Below are 20,709 nucleotides of genomic sequence, written 5' to 3'. Positions count from 1 at the left end.
CAACACACCTATAGGACCTATCCTGCATATGTGTCTCTCAAGCATGTGATTCTGGGCCTTTTGCACGAAGGGCCTCTCACCGGATACGACATCCGTCACCGCATCACCGCCGCGGGTCTGTGGTCCGCGGACCAGGCTCAGATCTATCGAACCCTCGCCAGCCTCACCAAGATCAAACTGGTGACCCGGCACACCGTCGTGCAGACGGACCGGCCCAGTCAGCATCCCCATGAGATCACCGCCGCCGGCCGAGCGGAGTTGCGGAGCTGGTTGGCGTCACCTGCGGAGGTGCCGACCGGTCCGCGCGACCCATTCGACCTCCGGGTGTGGTTCGGCTCGCTGTGCCCGCCGGCCAACACCCGGCAAACGCTCGCCGAACGCCGTGCGGACCTCCAAGCCGTCGAGGAGGAGCTCACTTCCGAGAGGTGGGAGCGTGGCACCGACCTCGGCAGCGCCCTGCGCTATGCCGCCAGGGCCCGACGGCTCGCCCACATCCGGACCGAGATCACCTGGCTGGACGCCACCGATGATTTGCTGGCACGCTTCGACAGCGACGCCGGTGACGCGACCCGGGCCGACGATGACACTCCCGCACTGAAGGACGCTTCCGCATGAACAGCCTCGGCATCTCCCGCAATTTCGTGATCGGTCAGGCCCTGTTCTTCGTCGGCTTCGCGGTGATGGCGCTGTTCTTCCTCACCCCGTGGCGTTCGTGCCCCGACGGGAACTGCGCTGCCGTGCCCAGCGACACGATCGGTTTCGTCGTCGGTGCCGTCCTGGGTCTCGCGGGCCTGATCCTCACCTTCAGTGCCGTGCTGCGCCGGAATCGCGGCTGAGCGCGGCCACGATGCGTTCGGCGCTGCTGCCGAGCCCGAGTCGGTCGGTGAGCGCCGCAAACTCATCGAGGTCTGCGGGCGCCTGGGGGAGCGCCACCTCGTTCAGCGCGACCGCCACGTCGAGGTCCCTGCGCGTGCGCACGACATCGCCGGCGAAGGCGAGATAGTCCCGACCCGCCAGCACGCGGGTGCGTTGTGCCTTGGTCAGTCGGGACGCTGGGTCCTCAGCGGCGGCCACCAGAGCGGGGAGATCGGCGTACTCGTTCACCAGAACCGCCGCCGTCTTCTCCCCGACTCCCGCGACACCGGGGATGCCGTCGGACGTGTCGCCGCGCAGGGCTGCGAAGTCGGCATAGCGCTGGGGTTCGATCCCGTATTTGTCCCGCACCCAGGCCGCGTCGACCGCCGCGAGGTTCGACATGCCCCGCGCAGTGTAGAGACAGCGAATCCCCAGCTGGTCATCGACCAGTTGAAACAGGTCGCGGTCCCCGGTGACGACGTCCACGCGCTCACACTCCGGGGCGAACCTTGTGGCCAGCGTGGCGATCACGTCATCGGCCTCGAACCCGTCGACGCCCACCACCGACAGTCCGAGCGCGGTCAGGGTCTCCATGATCCACGGCACTTGAGGGGCGAGGGTGTCCGGTGCCTCCTCGGCAACGCCCGATTCAGCGCCTACGCCGCCGGCGCCGATGACCGAAGCCGCAGCGGACCCCGGGGCCGGCACCGCGACTCGATGGGTCTTGTAGCTCGGCAGAAGGTCCACCCGCCACTGCGGCCGCCAGTCATTGTCCCAACAGGCGACGAGGTGGGTGGCGTCGTGATCGCGGATCAGCCGGGCTATGAAGTCGAGCAGGCCGCGCACGGCATTCACCGGCTGACCGTCCGGAGTGCGCAGGCTGTCCGGCATCCCATAGAACGCCCGGAAATAGAGGCTCGCGGTGTCCAGCAGCATCAGCCTGGCGCCGCCGTCGGCAGGTTGGGTCATGGCGCCATGATTCCTCACCCGTGGACGAAATCCGAGCGCCCCGCGAGCAGTGGAACACTGCTGCCATGGAGGAGATGGACAAGAAGATCCTGAAGCTGCTGGCTGCGGACGGACGCATCTCCTACACCGACATCGGCCGCGAGACCGGGCTGTCGACCTCCGCGGCACAACAGCGCGTGCGCCGTCTGGAGCAGCGGGGGATCATCCGGGGCTATACCGCCCTCATCGATCGGACCGCGCTCGGCCGCGGGTTGACCGCGTTCATCGCGGTGCAGCCGTTCGAGCCGGGTCAACCCGACGACACCCCCGACCGGCTGCAGCACATCCCCGAGATCGTGTCCTGCTATTCGATCGCGGGCGATGCCAACTATCTGTTGATGGTGCAGTGCGAGAACCCGACCGATCTGGAGCGGCTCCTCGCGGAGATCCGATCCCACGCGCGGGTCTCGACCCACACCACCTTGGTGCTCTCGGTGCCGTTCGCCGACCGTTCGACCCTCTGAGGGACGTCGTGAGAGCCGGTCGGACTCGCAGGCGCGAGTAGGCTCGCGGCCGTGGCGATCTGTCTCCCCACCAGCCCCTGTGCCGGTCCGACGACACAGCACCTCGTCCCGGCGTGGCCCCGGGGTCTGCGGTTCGTCGTCGCGACGGCGATGGGCGCCGTGGCCGGGTTGGCGTTCGCGCCCACCAACCTGTGGCCCCTGCTGTTCGTCGGGATGGCCGGCTGGTTGATGCTGTTCGACCCGAAGTTGCGCCCCGCGGGGCGGGGCTTCGGGCTGGGCTATGGCTTCGGACTCGGGCTGGGCGCGGTGTCCCTCAATTGGCTGTCCGCGCTTGTCGACGGTGCCGGCGCGTTCCTCGCAGCGGCATTGATCGCGTTCGAAGCACTGTTCTTCGGCCTGCTCGGGATGGCGGTCCGGTGGCTGCGTGGCCTGACGTGGTGGCCGTTGGCCGTCGGTCTTGCCTGGGGAGCGATCGAGTTCATCTATGCGCGTGTCCCGTTCGGTGGGTTCGGGTGGATCCGGTTGGCGTACGCCCAGGCAGACGCCCCGCTCGGGGGAGTCCTGCCCATCGTGGGTGTCATGGGGGTGACGGTTGCGACAGCGCTCCTGGCCGCCCTGCTCGCGTGGCTGGTGGTCAGGCTCTGGGCGAACCCGCGCGGGTGGGTGTGTCCGACGACCATTACCCTCGGTGTCCTCATCGGGATCGCAGGCATCATTTCGGTCGGTGCCGCCTATCAGCCCGCCGGGGACCAAGGCTCCGTCACCATCGGCATGGTCCAGGGGAATGTCGACGGAGGCGCCGGCATCGGTGCCATGGGACGTGCCCGGTCGGTCACCAACAATCATCTGGGCGAGACGATCACGTTGATGGCGCGGGCGCGTGCCGGCGCGGTGCCCATGCCGGATTTCGTGCTCTGGCCGGAGAACTCCACCGACATCGACCCGCAGACCGACGCTCAGACGCGGGCCACCGTCGCGTCCGCCGTGGCCGTGGCCGAACGACCGATCCTGGTCGGTGCGGTAACGGACGGCCCCGGCGCGAACGAGCGCCAGACCACCGCGCTGTGGTGGGATCCGGAGCGGGGGATCACCGACAAATACCACAAGCGGAATCTGGTGCCGTTCGGGGAATACATCCCCTTCCGCGACATCCTGCTGCCCCGAATTCCCCTGCTCGAACTGGTGGGCGCGCAATCCGTGCCGGGCACCGAGCCGGGCGTACTGTCCGGGACCCTGCCCGACGGACGCACCCTCCGGGTCGGGGATGTGATCTGCTTCGAACTCGCCTACGACGCGACCGTCCATGAGGCAGTCCGTGGATCCCAGGTCCTGGTGGTGCAGTCGAACAACGCGACCTATCGCGGCACAGCGCAGATCCCGCAGCAGTTCGCGATCACCCGGGTGCGGGCGATGGAAGCCCGCCGGGAGATCGTGGTGTCGACCACGAACGCGGAGTCGGGGTTCATCGATCCGTTCGGGCGGATCCTGGACCGCAGCGAAGTGGGCACGGCGACCTCGAACAGCTATGTGGTGCCGCTGCGAACGGCGCTGACTCCGGCCGTCCGGCTGGCGAGCGTCTACGACGCCGTGACGCTTGCGGGAGCCGTTGTGGCGCTGACTCTCGCAGGTCGAACCGCATTGGTGCGCCGACGCACGGACCGGGCTTTGGCGGTTCCGCCGCCGGATGGGCCAGAATGGGGGATTGACAGCCAGCGCGCTGAGGCATCCGACGATCTGCGAAAGAAGTGACCGTGGCCGACAAGATCGATTCCTATCCTGGCCTGGGCAGGATCCTCGTCATCATCCCGACGTACAACGAGGCCGAGAACATCGAATTGATCACGCAGCGCCTCCGGACGGCGGTGCCTGCCGCCCACATCCTCATCGCGGACGACAACTCACCGGACGGCACGGGCCGCATCGCCGACGAGCTCGCCGCGGCCGACGACCACATCCAGGTGCTGCACCGCAAGGGCAAGGAAGGCCTCAGCGCTGCCTATCTTGCGAGTTTCCGGTGGGGGCTGGAGCGAGACTACGACGTGCTCGTCGAGTTCGACGCCGATGGCTCCCACCAGCCCGAGCAGTTGCACCGGCTGCTGGACGCGCTGGTCGCCGGCGCCGACATGGTGAAGGGATCGCGCTGGGTCAAGGGCGGGTCGGTCGTCAACTGGCCCCTGCATCGCGAGGTCCTGTCCCGGGCCGGCTCCCTCTGGACCAGACTCATGCTGGGGATGCCGATCAAGGACGTGACCGGCGGACTCAACGCGTTCAAGGCCGCAACCCTGCGTCTCATCATTGATGACATCGAGGCCGAGGGCTACGGCATCCAGCGCGACCTGACCTGGCACACCTATCAGAACGGCATGACCGTCGTGGAGGTGCCGATCGACTTCAAGGAGCGGGAGCGAGGCAACTCCAAGATGACTTCCGATGTGTTCTTCGAAGCGCTCAAGCAGACCACGAAGATGGGCGTCAACCACCGGCTGACCCAGCTCCGGGGCCTGCGCGGCAAGGGCAGGCCGATCGGCCGATGAGCTCTCCGCAGCTGCCGCCCGGTTCCGGTCGTCGCCGACGCTCCTGGACCCTCCCGCTGCTGTTGGTGCTGCTGATCGCAGTGCCGATGGCCGAGATCTGGGTGCTGCTGCAGGTCGGGAACTGGATCGGCCTTCTGCCCACGATCGGGTTGCTGATCGTCTTGGCCGTGCTCGGCACGTGGCTGTCGCGACGTGAGGGTGGCAAGGCCTGGAAGGGCATCAACGAGGCGCTCCGGACAGGCGAGTTTCCGAGCGGCCGCATGGCGGACGCAGCGATGGTGCTGGTGGGCGCGCTCCTGCTGGTCTTCCCGGGCTTCCTCACCGACATTGTCGCGATGCTGTTCCTGCTGCCGTTCACCCGGCCGATGATGCGACGCGTTCTCGGATGGTCGATCGCCCGTCAGGCCCGCAAGTTCACACCGGAGCCAGGGATGCTGCCCCCGTTCGGCATGCCCGGCTTCCCGCCGCGCCCGGTCGACGAACATCCGGGCCCGCCCCCGGCCCAGGGCGACGTCATCCAAGGCGAGGTCGTTGAAGAACCGGTCGCCGACGACGACCGTGACGAGCGCCGCTGAACCAGACGGGGCCCGGCATCCCACAACACCACCCGGAGGCATCCATGCACCGACTGCTGTTCTCGATCACCGTGTTCGCGTTGAGCTTCGTCGCGGTGAGTCAGATCCTTCGGATCTTCCGCAACGAGGCCGATCCGATCACTTGGGTGCTGCTGTTCTTCAGCATCGCCGGCTTCCTTGCCGTCCTCCAATGGCGGAACCGCAACGCGCCACCACCACCGCCGCGCACGTGACCACGCGATCGGGTTGACTCAGCCGACCCGGGCCAGCGCCACGGTGACGTTGTCGCTGCCGCCCTGCTCGTTGGCCCACCGCACGAGTCCCTCTGCCAGCGCCAACGGCTCGGACGAGGACACTGTTTCCTGGACTTCTGCCAGCACCGCGGCGACATCCTGCTCCGCAGACGCATAGTTCCACAGCCCGTCCGAACAAACGATGAGCCAACCGGGACCGGACAACTCGAACCTCCGCGCGTGCGGATCCAAGTCCGGGGCGTCCACCCCCAACCAGCGAGTGATCGTGTGGGCGATCGGCGTGTCCTCGGCATCAGCCCGGGGGACACCGGAGGAAATCAGCAGCTCGGCCATCGAGTCATCGGTGGTGAGCATGAGCGGCTTGCCGTCGTCGGGGACCAGATAGACCCGCGAGTCCCCGATCCCCGCCGTCCACACCACGTCGCCCGACACGACCGCCGCGGCGAAAGTGCAGGCTCCGGCCCGCACGGAGTTGCGTTCGCTCTCCCGCAACACTGCGGTCTGGGCCTCGCGAACCGCCCGCTCGAAGGTACGCCCCGCCGCCACCACGGCGCTGTCCTCCCCGCCCAGCCCCTTGCTGAACGGCGCAGCGAGGATAGCCAGTGCTGCCCGGGCCGCGGCCAGCGAGGCGACATCGGAATCCGGGGCGGAGGTGACGCCATCGCACACGACCAGCGCCGCGTGCGACCCGGCGGGTTCGGTCGCGGCGAGAGCCATGGCGTCCTCGTTGCCGCGGTCCACCTGACCGCGATCGCAGACGCCGGCCACCCAGGAGGCCGGTGCCAGAGTGAAGTGATCGCGGTCGCCCTTCTCGTCCTGCACCGGGGTGGACACCGCCGCGCCACAGTTTTCACAGAAGACCGCGTCGTCGTGCATCGGATGGCCGCACCGCTCGCACTCCATCGTCCGCGCTGGTTCGGTGCTCATCGCAGGGTCCAGCTGCGGACGGAATTGGCCTGGTTGACCAAATCGATGCGGTCCTCGGGTCGCAGGGCCTCACGGGCGAGCGTCCGATAGGAGCTCTCCAGTGCATCCCGGAGCACGGGCTCCTTGGTCTCGAAGGGTCCGATCCTGCCCTGCTGCGGCCCCTTTCCGGACAGCAGGTCGAGGGCTCGCGACAGCACCCGCGACACGATGGTTTCGCGTTCGGTGACTCCCAATGACACCCCGTCGATGCTCTTCATCGCGGCGTCCAGCGTGGCGACGTCCGCGTGCTCGGAGCCGGCCAGCAGGTCGGCTCGGAAGCGCCGGGATTCGACATAGCTGCGGCTGCTGGGCGGCACCATGTCGAGTGCTGCGGTCGCGTCCGCGATATCACTGCGCGCCACGCGAACCCGGGCGAGCCCGAACGCGGCGGGCGCGACATAGGCGGCATCGGTCTCGGCGCAGGTCCGATAGAGGTTCTCCGCGACATCGAGTTGTTCGCCCGCTTCACACGCCACGGCGAGCGCGAGCTTCGGCGCGAGTTCCCCCGGGACCTGCTGATAGACGGTGTTGAACGCCTGCTGTGCCCGCGTGGGATCCGCCGCCTGCAGGGCGGCGAGGCCGCTCAACCACAGCGCGCGCCACTCCCACGGATCGGCCTTGAGCATCCTCTGGGCGCAGTTCTCGGCCATCGCCGGGTCTCCGGCCCGCAGGTGCTCCTCACCGCGGGCCAACCAGATCTCTGCGGTCTCGGCCGGCGCGGTCGCCAAGTCCTGCAGACGGGTCTCCGGATCGCCGGGGGCGATGTTCTGCAGCCAGGCGTACTGCTGATCGCTCGGATCCGGCTTCAGCGCCGGCAGTTCATCCCACGTCATGCGGTCGGTGGACGCCGCCGGATTCGCGAAATAGAGGGAGGGCGCCGACGTCTGGGCGGCTCCGGGGGACTTCAGTGCCACGACCTCGCGGAGCACGCCGAGCGCCTGTGCCCGCAACTCGTCGGCCGACCCGAACCGGTCGTCCGGGTTCGGGGCGCAGCACTTCGTGAGCAGCCAGAACAACGAGTCGTATTGCTGGAACAGGGGAGTGTCGGCGGGTTCCGGCAGGCTGTGCAGATAGGTGGTCTGATAGCCGCGGAACTCATGGCACAGCACCAGCAGTGTCCGGCCGATCGTGTAGATGTCGGACGCCACGCTCGTGCCCTGGCGCGGCACTTCCGGGGCCTGATAGCCGACCGTGCCATAGATCGCGGAGCCATCGTCCTGCAGGTGGCGCACACCGCCGAGGTCGATCAGCTTGACGGCGTCCCCGATCTGGATCAGGTTGTCGGGTTTGAAGTCGCAATAGACCATGCCCTGATCGTGGAGATATTGGAAGGCGGGCAGGATCTCAATGATGTACGCCAACGCCTGGTCCACCGGCAGCGGTTCATAGACCCCACCGTTGGCGGCCATCCGATCCTTGAGGATCTGCTTCAGTGACTGCCCGCCGACGAACTCCATCACGATGTAGCCGGCCTCGTCATGGGTGACGAAGTTGTAGATCTGGACGATCGACGGGTGATCGACGCGGGCCAGGAACCGCTGCTCGGCAATAGCCGCGGCGAGGGCGTCGGGGTCGCTGGAATTCAGGAGGCCCTTGAGGACCACCCACCGGTCGGACACGTTGCGGTCCTGAGCCAGATAGATCCACCCGAGACCGCCGTGCGCGAGAGCACCGGCCACCAGATATTGCCCGGCGACCAGGTCTCCCTTTCTGAGCTTCGCGGAGAACGAGAAGGCTGTTCCGCACTTGGAGCAGAATCCCTCCTCCCGGCCCGGGCGGCCGCCGACCGCCCGCCCCACCGGGGAGCCGCACTGGGCACAGTTCCGCTTCGCCTCCGGGACGGACGCCTCCGCCTTGACGACCACATGGGGATCAACGGGTTCGACCGACGGGATGGTCGTGAGGCCGGCACCCAGCCGTGCGGAACGCACGCGCTGCGAGTCGGAGCGGACACGCCGTGTCGATTGGGAGCCCGTCCGTGCCGATCCCATCGCGGCAGACCCGAGGCGTGCGGACGCGACGCTGCGGCCCGAGTCGATGTCGTCGGCCAGGGCGGTGTCGTCGGCCAGCGCCGTTGCCTCGTCCGCGTCCGCAGGCGCAGCCGGCGGCGCGTCCGGCGGCATGCCACACACGTCGCAATAGCCGTCATGGACAGAACCGGTGCAACCGGGCTGGGAACATGCGCTCATCTCAGGTCCTTCCGGGTGCGTCAGTCGTCGCGACCATAAACGGGGTTGGGCTGCTGTCCCTCGCCCAGGGTCGGCCGGAGCCAGCGGTCGTAGGACGCTTGCCAACGGCCGTCGGCCCGCATGCGTTCCAGCACTGCGTTCGCGAATCGGGCCATGTCCACCTGATCCGCCGGGACGCCGATGCCGTAGGGCTCCTCGGTGAAAGCATCGCCCGGCAGGACGACACCGTAGGGATCTTGGGCCGCCAGGCCGGCCAGCACGGTGTCGTCACCGGTGATCGCGTCGACCCGCCCCTGCTGGAAGAGCACCAAACAGCCGGTGTGGGTGTCGGCGGGGACGAGCTCCGCGCCGGGCGCGAGTTCGCGGATCTGGTTGAGGGTGGAGGTGCCGCGCGGTGCGCAGACGCGCCGTTCCGCCAACGTGTCCAGGTTCGTGATCCCCGAGCCCTTGCGCACCATCAGCTTCTGCCCTGAGCGGTAATATTCCGCCGAGAATCCGATCTGTTCCCAACGATCACACGTCATCGTCATGTTGCGGACGACGAGATCGACTTCATGGGCTTCCAGAAGCGGGATGCGGTCAGCGGCCGAGATGACTCGGAGTTGCGCCTGCGCGTCTGCGCCGAAGATTGCCTTGGCCATCGCGTGGGCCATGTCGATGTCGAAGCCTTCGATCACGCCGGTCTGCGGGTTGCGGGAGCCGAGAAGATAGCTGTCGGACGAGACGCCCACCACTAAGCGGCCGCGCTGCTTGATGGCGGCCATCGTGGAGCCGGAGGGCAGGTCATCCGGACCCGGGAGGCCGGTCGGTGCATAGGACTGGGTGGCGTTGTCACAGGTGGGCCCGGCCGCGGCGGGAGGCGCGGCGTCCTGGGTCGGCTCAGGCACCGGTGGAACGACAGTGGGCGTCGCACCGCAGGCGGCCAGCGCGAAAATGGTGAGCGCTCCGACGAGGGAGCCGGTGAGGCGGCGGATCATGCGTACTCCTTCAGACGGGCCGTGACCCCGCGCCAAGCGAGGCCCGCTGCTGCGAGGCCACCGAGGATCGTCGCAATCGTGGTGATGAGAAAGGCGGGACGGGTGGAGCGCAGGACGGTCGACGCGTTGTCAGCCGCGGAGGTGATCAGATCCTCCATGCCTGCATCGAACGCGGCGAACCGGCTGCTCGGTGAGTTGTCGTCCCGGTTGGTCGCCAACGCGACCGCAGCGTCCCACTCGCCACCGGAATCGAGGCGGACTACCTCGCGGTGTCCGGCGACGTAATCTTCCCAGTCCTGTGTCGGCGCACCCGCCAGCTCGGGCTCCTGCAGCGCGGCACCGACCTCACCCGAGAACTCTTCCCAGGCGTCCTCGAACGACTGGCCCGAGCCGCGCGCCACGAGACGCAGGCTCTCGTTGGTCTTGGCCGCATTGGCAGCGCTGCGGGCCTCGGAACCGTTGACTGCGGTCGCATAGTCGCCCGACCGCAGCTGCGCGTTCGCGCCCGCCTGGGTCATGCTCAGCGCGAAAGCTGCGATGCCGAGGACGAGAATTGCCGCCGCGGCACCGGCAAGCCCGGTGTTGACGCGGCGGTGGAATCGGCGCGCGATCCACTGGTTCATGAGCCCGAGCACGATCAGCGCGGCAAAGGCGGGCAGGGCCACCAGCACGGGGATGTGGGCACCCAGGGAGCGGGACGCCCGCTCGGTGTTCGCGTCGACGAGTGCATCGATGAGCACGACGCCGCGGTCACGCAACTCGTTGCTGGAGGCGCGCAGATAGCCGGCTCCCACCGGCAGGCCCTGTCGGTTGGTGGCGCGCGCCTGCGCCATGCCCTCGGCGTAGTGGAGCACGACCTCGTTCAACTCGACCAGCACAGCCCGGTCAAGGGGCTGCGCCTGGGCTGCCTCTGCGATGCCGCGGCTCACGGCCGCGAGGGATGCGTCATAGCGTTCGCGCTGCTCGGGGGCCTCGAGGCCCCCGATGAGGAAGGCATTCGTGGCGAGCGCGTCGGCGCGCAGCATGTGCACTTTGATGTCCTGCACTCGGACGAGCTGTGCGGTGTCCTTGTCGGCCGCCTGAAGCGACTGGCCCGCGATGATGAGCTGCAAAGCTGTGAGCGCGGCAAAGGCGAGGACGACAATCACGCTGAGGATGCGCATCCGGCTCAGCTGCTGGGGAATCTCCCGGCCCGCCGGCACGGAGGCATGTCCGGATGACCCGACAACCGCCGAGGACGATGTGGCTGCAGCCCCCGGCGGGGCACTTTGGGTGGCCTGCGTCATGCGGCCGAGACTAGCGGGTGACCCGGTCCCGACCGCGGTGTGACGCGGGGTCATCACCGGGCTTCGGGCCACCCGGTCGAGCGGAAACGGTCAGGCGCTGTGCTTCGATCTCAGGAGATCGAGTCGCTCAGCGAGCAGATCCTCCAGCTCGGCGATCGAGCGCCGCTCCAGCAGCATGTCCCAGTGGGTCCGAGCTGGCTTCTCCTCCTTGAGCACCATTTCCACGCCGTCCGAGCGTTTGGACAGCCGCCCACAACGGGGGCACTCCCAACTCGTCGGCAACTCCGCACCCTCCGCGAACACCCGCGAGAAGTGGTGTCCGGCAGGGCAGTCGAACCCGATCTCCTGACGAGGCGCGAATTCGATGCTGGACTCATCCTCGAAGCTCTTGGCGCCCAACCCGGTTCCGCGCAGTGAACGATCAGCCATGGCAACCTCCAGAAGACGTCTTGACCCGTGCAACGCCCGGAAGTCCGGATTTGTTCCCTCAGTTCCAGAGGCGACGTTCCTCGCAGACTTCCCGCAGCACATCGATCCTGTCACTGATCAGGCCATCTATCCCGAGATCGAGCAACTCGTGCATAACCCGAGGATCATCGATCGTCCACACATGCACGTGCAGCCCGGCGGCGTGCGCACGGGCGATCAGGCCCCGCGTGACGAGCCTGACCTGTCGTCCCCGGATCTCGGTGTGGATGGGAATCTGCAGAGCCAGTCCCGGCGCCGGCAACACACGCGGCACCAGCGGCAGGAATCTGGTCCAAGCCACCCCCACTTGGGACAGTGAGGTCGCGACCGACCCACCCGTCCGGCGGCGGAACGCGCGAATGCGATCGACGCCGAAGGAGCCCACGCAGACACGATCCTCGGCCCGATGCGCCGCGAGCGTCCGGACGAGAGGGTCGACTGCACCGGGCGCCTTGATGTCGATGTTGAACCGTCGGTCGGGGAACGCGTCGAGCAACTCGTCGAGTGTGGGGACGGCGTCGTGACCCCCGATCCGGGCTTTGCGCACTTCCGCCCACGGCAACTCCGCGATCAGCCCGGCCCGATCCGTGACCCGGTCGAGTCGGTCGTCGTGAAAGGCGACCAGCGTGCCGTCGGCCGTGACATGGACGTCGGTCTCGAGATAGCGGTAGCCGAGTTCCACGGCCCGGGCGAAAGCGTGGAGGGTGTTCTCCCGACCGATGTTCGCCGGCAGCAACGCCCCGCCCCGATGGGCCATGGCGATGAAGGGAGCGTCGAAATAGGGGTGCTGGGAGGCGCGCAGGCGCCGGGCCGAGAGCATGCGATCAGTATGTCCGTCAGCGCACTCCCGGCAGCCGCTGCAGCCATTCCTGGGCGGCGTCGGGCAGCCAGAGCGGAATCCCATAGATGAGCATGCCGAGATAGAAGAAGGCCCAGGCACAGACGATGACCACGGCCCAGAAAAGCACGCGCCGGCCCCGGCTCCACCCCCGATATCGGTCGAACTGACGTTTGAACCACCCCATGAGCCGGTTTGCCCGCTCGAACTCGCTCGACCAGATCGCCAACCCCAGCAAGAACAGCGGGATCCCGCCCGGGCCGGGCAGGGGACCGGTCAACGCGGCCGCGATCATGAGCACGAGCCCCGCGATCCCGACCCCGATCCGATAGAAGAACAGCTTCCGCGGGTCACGACGGATCTTCGCGCGCCACCGCCAGCGGTCTTCCTCCGGCTCAATGAGGTTCGGCGGGCGAATGTGCGGCAGGTGGGGCAGATGCAGACCGGAGTCCGATTCGGCCTCGTCGGCGTCGGGTTCGGCGTGGTCGGCGTCGGGTTCGGAGGAGTCTCTCGTCACGGCCGATGCGGTGGCTTGCTCGGTGATGGCTTGGGCCTCCTTGTCCAATCCCTCGGTCGCGCCGGGTCGGTCCTCCTCGGACTCGTCCCGCTCAGCACGCATGGGGCCACTTTATGCGGGTGGGCAGATGGGGTACGCAAGCGGCCGGTAGGGCGCACCCCCGCAGATCAGCAGCCCGCACGGATCGCGAACAGGACACCGGCGACGACCGCCCGGGTGGCAGGATGAGCCGGTGACGACGACGATCCTCTCCATTCAGTCCACCGTGGCCTATGGGCACGCCGGCAATTCGGCGGCGGTTTTCCCCATGCAGCGACTCGGTGTCGACGTCTGGCCGGTGATCACGGTGCACTTCTCGAACAACACGTCGTATGGGACTTGGCGCGGCCCCCTCCTCACCGCCTCGGACATTCGCGAGGTCGTGACGGGGATCGATGAGCGTGACGTGCTGGACCGTGTCGACGGCGTCCTGTCCGGCTATCAGGGAGCGGTCGACGTCGGGGGCGAGATCCTGCGGGCCGTGGACCTGGTCAAGCAGCGGAACGCCGCGGCGATCTATTGCTGTGACCCGGTGATGGGGGATGTGGGCCGCGGGTTCTTCGTGCGGCCGGGGGTGCCCGAGTTCTTGCGCGACGAGGTGGCGCCGAAGGCCGACGTGGTCACGCCGAACCACTTCGAGCTGAATTTCCTCACCGGCACCGATTCGGCCACCTTGGCCGAAGTGCTGGACGCGGTCGACCAGCTGCGCGCCACAGGTCCGCGCACCGTGCTGGTGACCTCCGTCGTCCACGATCGCCAGCAGCCCGGGACGTTGGACATGGTGGCCGTCGATGACGAGGGCGCGTGGCTCGTCACCACTCCGTTGTTGGACCGGCATTTCACCGGATCGGGTGATCTCACGAGCGCGATGTTCCTCACCGCACTGCTCGGCGGGCAGGGCACTGCGCGCGCGCTGGAGCGCACGGCCGAGATCGTCTATGGGGTGCTGAAGGCCACCACCGACTCGGGGGAGCGCGAGCTGCGGCTCGTGCAGGCGCAGGAGGAGATCGCCAACCCGAGCCACAGCTTCGACGCGGTCAGACTGCGCTGAGTCAGTCCTGGAAGACCTGGATGTTGGCGCCGACCGCGTTCAGGCGGTTCGCGAGGTCCTCATAACCACGGTTGATGACATAGACGTCACGCAGGATCGAGGTCCCGCGAGCCGCGAGCATCGAGATGAGGATGCAGACCGCCGGACGCAGGGCCGGGGGACAGATGACCTCCTGCGCGCGCCAGCGGGTCGGGCCCGTGACGATGATCCGGTGCGGGTCGAGGAGCTGGATGTTCGCGCCCAAGCGGTTGAGGTTCGTCATGTGGATGGCGCGGTTGTCATAGACCCAGTCGTTGATCAGCGTCTGGCCCTCGGCCGCCGCGGCGATCACGCCGAAGAACGGCAGGTTGTCGATGTTCAGCCCCGGGAACGGCATGGGGTGGATCTTGTCGATCGGCGCCTTGAGCTTGGACGGATGAACGGTGAGATCGACGAGGCGGGTCTGACCGTTCTCGGCGCGGTATTCGCTGCTGATGTCGAACCGGAGCCCCATCTCGCGGAGGATGGCCAGCTCGATCTCGAGGAACTCGATCGGGACCCGGCGGATCGTCAGCTCGGACTCGGTGACGATCGCGGCGGTGATCAGGCTCATGGCCTCGATGGGATCCTCGGAGGGGGCGTACTCGACATCGGTGTGGACGCTGTTCGGATCGACGCCGGTGATGCGCAGGGTTGTGCTGCCGATGCCCTCGATCGTGACGCCGAGCTGCTGCAGGAAGAAGCAGAGGTCCTGGACCATGTAGTTCGGGCTCGCGTTGCGGATCGTGGTGGTGCCCGGAGTGATCGCCGCAGCCATGAGGGCGTTCTCGGTCACGGTGTCGCCGCGCTCGGTGAGCACCACGGTGTGGGTGGGGCAGACCTTATTGGTGTTGACCTGGTAGTAGCCCTCGGTCGCCTGCACCTCGAGACCGAAATGGCGCAGCACCTGGAGGTGGGGCTCGATGGTGCGCTGGCCGAGGTCGCAACCACCGGCGTACGGCAACTGGAACTGCTCATAGAAGTGCAGCAGCGGCCCCAGGAACATGATGATCGAGCGGGTGCGACGCGCCGCGTCGACGTCCATCTCGTCCAGCTTCAGTTCGTTGGGGCGCTTGAGGGTGAGGTCGGACTTGTCGTCGGACCACGTGGCCTCGACGCCGATGCTGGTGAGGACCTCGAGGATGCGGTTGACCTCCTCGATGCGGGCGATGCCGCGCAGGACGGTGGTGCCGCGGTTGAGCAGCGAGGCGCAGAGCAGGGCCACGCCGGCGTTCTTGGAGGAGCGCACGTCGATCGCGCCCGAGAGCTTGGTGGGACCGTTGACGCGCAGGTGGACCGGTCCGCCGGCGCCGACCGAGATCAGCTCGCTGTTGAGCGCGGTCGCGATCCGGTTGATCATCTCGAGGCTGAGGTTCTGATTGCCGGTCTCGATCCGGTGGATCGCACTCTGGCTCGTGCCCAACTGGTCAGCCAGTTGGGATTGGGTGAGGCCGCGGTGCTGGCGGGCTTGGCGGATCATCGCGCCTACTCGATACAGAGAAGTCTCAGTCACAGTCACGTCGAAAACGGTAACTCATATCAGAGATATTTCCGAAGGCTGTGCCTCCTGGCGGGTCGATCGGGCGGCGCGCGCATTCAGACCTTGACGGCGTCGGCAGGCTTTCGGACAGTCCCGGCGGAGTACGCCGCAGCAGCACAGTCTCCGTCGCACCCTCGGCCCGCCCGCGAAAGCGGTTCTCCCGACGTGGGGGGCAACGCCCCGCGGGGGCTCGGAAGTGCATAGAGTGAGCACCATGAGTGCGCACTTTGACGTTGTGGTCCTGGGGGCCGGCCCGGGTGGATATGTGGCTGCGATCCGCGCGGCGCAGCTCGGACTGAAGGTCGCCGTGGTCGAGAAGCGCTATTGGGGTGGCGTGTGTCTCAACGTCGGCTGCATTCCGACGAAATCCCTCCTGCGGAATGCGGAACTCGCGCACATCGTGACCAAGGAGGCCAAGACCTTCGGGATCAACGGCGATATCACGGTGGATTACGGCGTTGCGCACAAGCGCTCGCGCGGCGTCGCGGACCGGATGGTCAAGGGCGTCCATTACCTGATGCGCAAGAACAAGATCACCGAGTTCGACGGCTGGGGGGAGTTCGTCGACGCGAAGACGCTCAAAGTGTCCGGCGGCAAGGACGACGAGACCCTGACGTTCGACAACTGCATCATCGCCGCCGGCTCGGTCACGCGCATGCTGCCCGGCGTGGAGACCAGCAAGAACGTCCAGACCTACGAGGAGCTCATCCTCGATCCGGAGGTGCCGGGCTCGATCGTCATCGCGGGGTCCGGCGCGATCGGCATCGAGTTCGCCTATGTGCTCCGCACCTATGGCGTCGACGTGACCGTCGTGGAGTTCTTGGACCGCATCGTGCCGACTGAGGACCCCGAGGTGTCGGCGGAGTTGGCGAAGGCGTACAAGAAGCTCGGCGTCAAGATGATGACCAGCACCAAGGTCGAATCGGTCGAGGACACCGGCGAGGGCGTCCGCGTGACCGTGAGCTCCGAGAAGGGCGGCCAGGAAACGCTGGAGGCGGATCGGTTGCTCTCAGCCATCGGATTCGCGCCCCGGACCGAGGGCTATGGCCTGGAGAACACCGGAGTCGAGCTCACCGACCGCGGCGCGATCGCCATCGACGACTTCATGCGCACCAACGTCGAGGGCCTTTATGCGATCGGGGATGTCACCGGCAAGCTCATGCTGGCCCACACTGCCGAGGCGCAGGGCGTCGTGGCTGCCGAGACCATCGGCGGCGCTGAAACGATGCCGATCAACTACGACATGATCCCGCGGGCCACCTATTGCCAGCCCCAGATCGCGACGTTCGGTTACTCCGAGCAGCAGGCCAAGGACAAGGGCTACGAGGTCAAGGTCGGCAAATTCCCGTTCTCCGCCAACGGCAAGGCTCATGGCCTCGGGGATGCCACCGGTTTCGTCAAGGTGATCGCCGATGCGACCCATAACGAGATCCTCGGGGCCACGATGATCGGCCCGGACGTGACGGAGCTCCTGCCGGAACTCGTGCTCGCCCAGATGTGGGATCTGACCACCGAGGAAGTGGGCAGGACGATCCACGCCCATCCGACGCTCTCGGAGGCGATCAAGGAAGCCGTCCACGGCGTCACCGGACACATGATCAACCTCTGATCCCCGGCACCTCAAAGCGCCCGTTCGAGTCGGAAAGCTCTCGGTTCGAACGGGCGCTGTTTTGCGTTCACATCGCCGACAACCCGGTATGAAACTCCGCGTATGCGGCTGATATGTTCCATTTGTGACGGATATTCGGATTTCACATGCGGCAGACCTGCTCGGTGTCAGCGACGACACGATGCGTCGATGGATCGACCAGGGTCGCCTTCGCTCCGCCATGGATGACGCGGGCCGACGGATCGTCGATGGTGCCGAGCTCGCCGCACTCGCCCAGGACATCGCCGCCGACCATCCCATCGACCGACTCGACCCGGGGGTCGGCACACGGTCGTCGCGCAACCACCTCACCGGACTGGTGACCGATGTGCGCTCCGATCCCGTGATGAGTCAGGTCGAGCTGCAGTGTGGGCGCTATCGCATCGTGTCGCTGATCTCGACCGAGGCCGTGCAGGAACTCGGCATCGAGGTCGGGTCCATCGCAACCGCGGTCATCAAGGCCACCAACGTATCCATCGAACGGAGCCGCACATGAAACGTCTGCTCGTCGCCCTGGTCGGGGCGATCCTCATGCTCGCCGGCTGTGGCCAGTCAGACCGAGGCACGTCCGCCGATGCGGAGACACCGCCCCGGAGCACGCAGGCAACGGGTCCGACCACCGTCTTCGCCGCGGCCTCCCTCAACAAGGCATTCCCGTTGGCCGCAGAGGGAACGGACGTCTCCTTCTCGTTCGATGGCTCGTCGGGGCTCGTCGACCAGATCGTCGGCGGCGCGCCGGCCGATGTTTTCGCCTCCGCCGACCAGCGCAACATGGACAAGGCAGTCGCGGCAGGCGTCATCGACGGCGACCCGGTGATGTTCGCCACGAACTATCTCGTCCTCGTCGTGCCGGCCGGCAATCCCGGCAATGTCACCGGTTTCGACGCATCCCTGGACGGCGCCCGACTGGTCGTCTGCGCACCGGAGGTGCCGTGCGGCGGTGCGACCGCACGCGTCGCGGAGACCAACGGACTCGCGCTTGAGCCCGTCTCCGAGGAAAGCAATGTGACCGATGTCCTGGGCAAGGTGACCTCGGGTGAAGCCGACGCCGGCATCGTCTATGCCACGGACGCGACCCAGGCCGGCGAAAAGGTGGAGACCCTGCAGATCCCGGGAGCGAACGAGGACCCCAACACCTACTGGATCGCCAAGGTCACGAACGCCCCGAACCCAGCCGGCGCGGACGATTTCCTCGCGCTGATCACGGGCGAGCGTGGCCAGAAGGCACTCACCGAGTTCGGCTTCGGCCCACCTCGGTGAGTTCGGTCCCACGGTGGGTCTGGCTTCCGCTTGGCCTCACCATGACGCTGCTCGGGGTTCCCCTGGTTGGCCTGCTGCTGCGGGCCAACTGGGTGGAGCTGCCGCAACTCCTCGCCTCGGCACGCGCCCGTGATGCCCTGGGCTTGAGCTTGGCCACCTGTGCCGTGTCGACCGTTCTCGTGCTGATCCTGGGCGTGCCCACAGCGCTTGCGCTGGCCCGGTCCACCGGGCGGTGGACCCATTTCGCCCGGACCCTGGTGACCGTGCCGATGGTGCTGCCTCCGGTAGTGGCAGGTCTCGCCCTGCTCACGACCCTCGGTCGACGGGGACTGATCGGCTCCCACCTGTCCGCGCTCGGCGTTGAGATCGGCTTCACCACCATCGCCGTCATCGTCGCGCAGACGTTCGTGGCGCTGCCGTTCCTGGTGATCTCTCTTGAGGGGGCTCTGCGGTCGAGCGGTGCGGACTTCGAGCGTGCGGCCGGCTATCTCGGTGCCGGCCCCACCCGGGCGTTCTTCCGCGTCACCGTGCCGATGGCGGCGCCCGCGCTCGCATCGGGAGCCGCCCTGTCATTCGCGCGGGCACTCGGTGAGTTCGGGGCCACCCTGACGTTCGCCGGTTCCCTGCAGGGCGTCACGCGCACCCTTCCCCTGGAGATCTATCTCCTGCGGGAATCCGACTCCGAGCTGGCCCTCGCGCTTGCCGTCGTGCTCCTCGCGGTGGCGGGCATCGTCGTGGGTCTGGCCACCCGCCTGCACACCTGGGGAACCCATGCCTGAACCCGGGCCGCCGGGCAGCCCCCTAGCGCACGCTCTGACCGTTGCCGCCACCGTCGAGCGCCGTGGCGTGCAGCTGGCGTTCTCGGCACGCAGAGGTTCCACGACGGCGCTCATCGGACCCAACGGCTCCGGCAAGTCCACCGCCATCCAACTCCTGGCGGGCGCGCTCCAGCCCGACTCGGGCGGGATCACGATTGACGGGACGCGGGTCGCCGATGCGCGCTCGCTGGTGCCCGCGCACAGGCGTCGGATCGGCTATCTGGAGCAACGGCCCCTGTTGTTTCCCCATCTGAGCGTGCTCGACAACGTCGCCTTCGGACCGCGAGCCCGCGGCGTACGCCGTGACGTGGCCAGGGCGCGGGCCCGGTTCGAGCTGACCGCGGTCGGTGCCGAGCATCTGGCGGACCGACGTCCCCGGCAATTGTCCGGTGGCCAGGCCCAGCGGGTCGCGATGGCCCGAGCCCTCGCGATCGACCCCGACGTAGTGCTGCTCGACGAGCCGTTCGCGGCACTCGACGCTGCTTCGACCCCGGACCTGCGCCGGCTGCTCCGGGAACGCCTCGAAGGTGTCACCACGCTGTTGGTCACCCACGACCTGCTGGACGTGCTCGCGCTGGCCGAGGGACTCGTGGTGCTGGAGGCGGGCAGGGTGGTGGCTGCCGGCGGTCTCGATGAGGTGCTCACCGCGCCGCCCACCGGGTTCGTCGCGGATTTTGTGGGCGTCAACCTGCTGCACGGCACGGCTGTCGACGCCACATCTCTCCGGCTGGACCACGGCCCGGTGCTCGTCGGCATCGGCGAGATCAAGCCGGGGGAGGAGGCGCGCGCCACGGTGGCGCCGGATGCGATCAGCCTGCACCGGACCGCGCCCGGGGGCAGTCCCCGCAACACGCTCGACGCGGAGGTTGTCGCGCTCGACTCGCGTGGACCGGTGGTCGGTGTGACGGTCCACGCCGGCGCCCAAGCCCTCCGCGTCGACCTGACGGCTGCTGCCGTGGCCGAGCTGGGGTTGGTTCCGGGGATGCGTTTGGTCGCGGTGGTGAAGGCGACCCAAGTACGCCTGCACCGATCCGCACCGCACCAGACGGTGTCCGATCCCCGCGCTCGACCTGCAGGGCGCTGACTTTGCGTCCGCGGAAGGGGTGCGGGATCTCGCGCGATGGTCCACAGTGGAGGAAGCGCGACGAAAGGAAGCCGCCATGGCCAACGCCCTTGTCCTGCAGCGCCCCCGCGACGATCGGATGATCGCGGGAGTGTGCGCCGCGATCGGTCGCCGATTGGGAGTGGATCCCCGATGGGTCCGCGTGGCGGCCGTGGCCAGCATGCTGCTCCCGGGCCCGCAGGTGTTGCTCTATCTGATCGCCTGGGTGCTCATCCCGAGCGAGTGATCCATTGGCTCCACAATGATCCAGGGTGTGGGCAGGCGCCCACCTGCTGACTTGT

General features: G+C 67.6%; 23 protein-coding genes. 14 read left to right on the top strand and 9 right to left on the bottom strand.

The features are described from left to right. Positions 1-30: 30 nt before the first annotated feature. Both ACQ260_RS01785 and ACQ260_RS01780 read left to right on the top strand, forming a co-directional pair. The gene (locus tag ACQ260_RS01785; protein ID WP_432557682.1) at positions 31-615 is read left to right on the top strand and encodes a PadR family transcriptional regulator; all 585 of its coding nucleotides are present in this window, start codon (positions 31-33) and stop codon (positions 613-615) included. Then, on the top strand, positions 612-836 hold the full coding sequence (locus ACQ260_RS01780; RefSeq protein WP_432557681.1) for a hypothetical protein: 225 nt from the start codon (positions 612-614) through the stop codon (positions 834-836). The genes ACQ260_RS01785 and ACQ260_RS01780 overlap by 4 nt, the downstream gene beginning before the upstream one ends. Here ACQ260_RS01780 and ACQ260_RS01775 read toward each other — a convergent pair. After that, positions 805-1,824, bottom strand: a complete 1,020-nt coding sequence (locus ACQ260_RS01775; protein WP_432557680.1) for a 5'-3' exonuclease — start codon at positions 1,822-1,824, stop codon at positions 805-807. The genes ACQ260_RS01780 and ACQ260_RS01775 overlap by 32 nt on opposite strands. 65 nt (positions 1,825-1,889) lie before the next feature. Here ACQ260_RS01775 and ACQ260_RS01770 point away from each other — a divergent pair, with 65 nt between their 5' ends. Genes ACQ260_RS01770 through ACQ260_RS01750 form a run of 5 tightly spaced genes read left to right on the top strand, consistent with a single transcriptional unit; the run spans position 1,890 to position 5,669 of the window. Continuing rightward, on the top strand, positions 1,890-2,327 hold the full coding sequence (locus tag ACQ260_RS01770) for an Lrp/AsnC family transcriptional regulator (RefSeq protein WP_432557679.1): 438 nt from the start codon (positions 1,890-1,892) through the stop codon (positions 2,325-2,327). Positions 2,328-2,378: 51 nt separating this feature from the next. Continuing rightward, a complete protein-coding gene (gene lnt / locus ACQ260_RS01765; RefSeq protein ID WP_432557678.1) occupies positions 2,379-4,076 on the top strand; it encodes an apolipoprotein N-acyltransferase in 1,698 nt (565 codons plus the stop codon). A 2-nt stretch (positions 4,077-4,078) separates the two neighbouring features. Continuing rightward, positions 4,079-4,861 (top strand): polyprenol monophosphomannose synthase, encoded by a 783-nt coding sequence (locus ACQ260_RS01760; RefSeq protein WP_432557677.1) that lies wholly within the window; start codon positions 4,079-4,081, stop codon positions 4,859-4,861. Further along, positions 4,858-5,436 carry an FxsA family protein gene (locus ACQ260_RS01755; protein WP_432557676.1) on the top strand — a complete coding sequence of 193 codons (579 nt, stop codon included), beginning with the start codon at positions 4,858-4,860 and terminating at the stop codon, positions 5,434-5,436. Before ACQ260_RS01760 ends, ACQ260_RS01755 begins: the two co-directional genes overlap by 4 nt. 44 nt (positions 5,437-5,480) lie before the next feature. Beyond that, positions 5,481-5,669 (top strand): hypothetical protein, encoded by a 189-nt coding sequence (locus tag ACQ260_RS01750; RefSeq protein ID WP_432557675.1) that lies wholly within the window; start codon positions 5,481-5,483, stop codon positions 5,667-5,669. A gap of 18 nt (positions 5,670-5,687) precedes the next feature. Here the strand turns inward: ACQ260_RS01750 and ACQ260_RS01745 are convergent, their stop codons facing one another. The 7 genes from ACQ260_RS01745 to ACQ260_RS01715 form a co-directional block, all read right to left on the bottom strand. Then, positions 5,688-6,617, bottom strand: coding sequence for a protein phosphatase 2C domain-containing protein (locus tag ACQ260_RS01745; RefSeq protein WP_432557674.1), 930 nt, complete (start codon positions 6,615-6,617; stop codon positions 5,688-5,690). After that, complete coding sequence (locus ACQ260_RS01740; protein WP_432557673.1) at positions 6,614-8,845, bottom strand: serine/threonine-protein kinase; 2,232 nt, start codon at positions 8,843-8,845, stop codon at positions 6,614-6,616. The genes ACQ260_RS01745 and ACQ260_RS01740 overlap by 4 nt, the downstream gene beginning before the upstream one ends. A 20-nt stretch (positions 8,846-8,865) precedes the next feature. Continuing rightward, positions 8,866-9,822: a glutamate ABC transporter substrate-binding protein gene (locus ACQ260_RS01735; protein ID WP_432557672.1), complete on the bottom strand. Its 957-nt coding sequence runs from the start codon at positions 9,820-9,822 to the stop codon at positions 8,866-8,868. Continuing rightward, positions 9,819-11,108, bottom strand: a complete 1,290-nt coding sequence (locus tag ACQ260_RS01730) for a GlnX family signal transduction membrane protein (RefSeq protein WP_432557671.1) — start codon at positions 11,106-11,108, stop codon at positions 9,819-9,821. The genes ACQ260_RS01735 and ACQ260_RS01730 overlap by 4 nt, the downstream gene beginning before the upstream one ends. A 90-nt stretch (positions 11,109-11,198) precedes the next feature. Then, positions 11,199-11,537 (bottom strand): RNA polymerase-binding protein RbpA, encoded by a 339-nt coding sequence (locus tag ACQ260_RS01725; RefSeq protein ID WP_432557670.1) that lies wholly within the window; start codon positions 11,535-11,537, stop codon positions 11,199-11,201. A gap of 58 nt (positions 11,538-11,595) precedes the next feature. Further along, the gene (locus ACQ260_RS01720) at positions 11,596-12,396 is read right to left on the bottom strand and encodes a glycerophosphodiester phosphodiesterase family protein (RefSeq protein ID WP_432557669.1); all 801 of its coding nucleotides are present in this window, start codon (positions 12,394-12,396) and stop codon (positions 11,596-11,598) included. 16 nt (positions 12,397-12,412) lie between these two features. Next, on the bottom strand, positions 12,413-13,033 hold the full coding sequence (locus tag ACQ260_RS01715) for a PGPGW domain-containing protein (RefSeq protein WP_432557668.1): 621 nt from the start codon (positions 13,031-13,033) through the stop codon (positions 12,413-12,415). Between the two features lie 130 nt (positions 13,034-13,163). Here ACQ260_RS01715 and pdxY point away from each other — a divergent pair, with 130 nt between their 5' ends. Then, positions 13,164-14,021: a pyridoxal kinase PdxY gene (pdxY, locus tag ACQ260_RS01710; protein ID WP_432557667.1), complete on the top strand. Its 858-nt coding sequence runs from the start codon at positions 13,164-13,166 to the stop codon at positions 14,019-14,021. Position 14,022: 1 nt separating this feature from the next. On the opposite strand, the gene ACQ260_RS01705 is transcribed toward pdxY, so the two are convergent. After that, positions 14,023-15,519: a helix-turn-helix domain-containing protein gene (locus ACQ260_RS01705; protein ID WP_432557666.1), complete on the bottom strand. Its 1,497-nt coding sequence runs from the start codon at positions 15,517-15,519 to the stop codon at positions 14,023-14,025. A 274-nt stretch (positions 15,520-15,793) separates the two neighbouring features. On the opposite strand from ACQ260_RS01705, the gene lpdA reads away from it, so the two are divergent. The 6 genes from lpdA (at position 15,794) to ACQ260_RS01675 (ending at position 20,654) form a co-directional block, all read left to right on the top strand. After that, positions 15,794-17,188 (top strand): dihydrolipoyl dehydrogenase, encoded by a 1,395-nt coding sequence (gene lpdA, locus ACQ260_RS01700; RefSeq protein ID WP_432557665.1) that lies wholly within the window; start codon positions 15,794-15,796, stop codon positions 17,186-17,188. Between the two features lie 181 nt (positions 17,189-17,369). Continuing rightward, on the top strand, positions 17,370-17,723 hold the full coding sequence (locus ACQ260_RS01695) for a TOBE domain-containing protein (RefSeq protein WP_432558346.1): 354 nt from the start codon (positions 17,370-17,372) through the stop codon (positions 17,721-17,723). Beyond that, a complete protein-coding gene (modA, locus tag ACQ260_RS01690; RefSeq protein ID WP_432557664.1) occupies positions 17,720-18,487 on the top strand; it encodes a molybdate ABC transporter substrate-binding protein in 768 nt (255 codons plus the stop codon). The genes ACQ260_RS01695 and modA overlap by 4 nt, the downstream gene beginning before the upstream one ends. 41 nt (positions 18,488-18,528) lie before the next feature. Next, positions 18,529-19,266: an ABC transporter permease gene (locus ACQ260_RS01685; RefSeq protein WP_432557663.1), complete on the top strand. Its 738-nt coding sequence runs from the start codon at positions 18,529-18,531 to the stop codon at positions 19,264-19,266. Continuing rightward, positions 19,259-20,389, top strand: a complete 1,131-nt coding sequence (locus ACQ260_RS01680) for a sulfate/molybdate ABC transporter ATP-binding protein (RefSeq protein ID WP_432557662.1) — start codon at positions 19,259-19,261, stop codon at positions 20,387-20,389. The genes ACQ260_RS01685 and ACQ260_RS01680 overlap by 8 nt, the downstream gene beginning before the upstream one ends. A gap of 76 nt (positions 20,390-20,465) precedes the next feature. Next, positions 20,466-20,654: a PspC domain-containing protein gene (locus tag ACQ260_RS01675; protein WP_432557661.1), complete on the top strand. Its 189-nt coding sequence runs from the start codon at positions 20,466-20,468 to the stop codon at positions 20,652-20,654. The last annotated feature ends 55 nt before the right edge of the window (positions 20,655-20,709 follow it).

This window comes from Ammonicoccus luteus, assembly GCF_050880385.1.
Classification (GTDB): domain Bacteria; phylum Actinomycetota; class Actinomycetes; order Propionibacteriales; family Propionibacteriaceae; genus Enemella.
The sequence above is the reverse complement of the archived record's forward strand: the minus strand, read 5'-3'. Positions and strand labels throughout refer to the sequence as shown.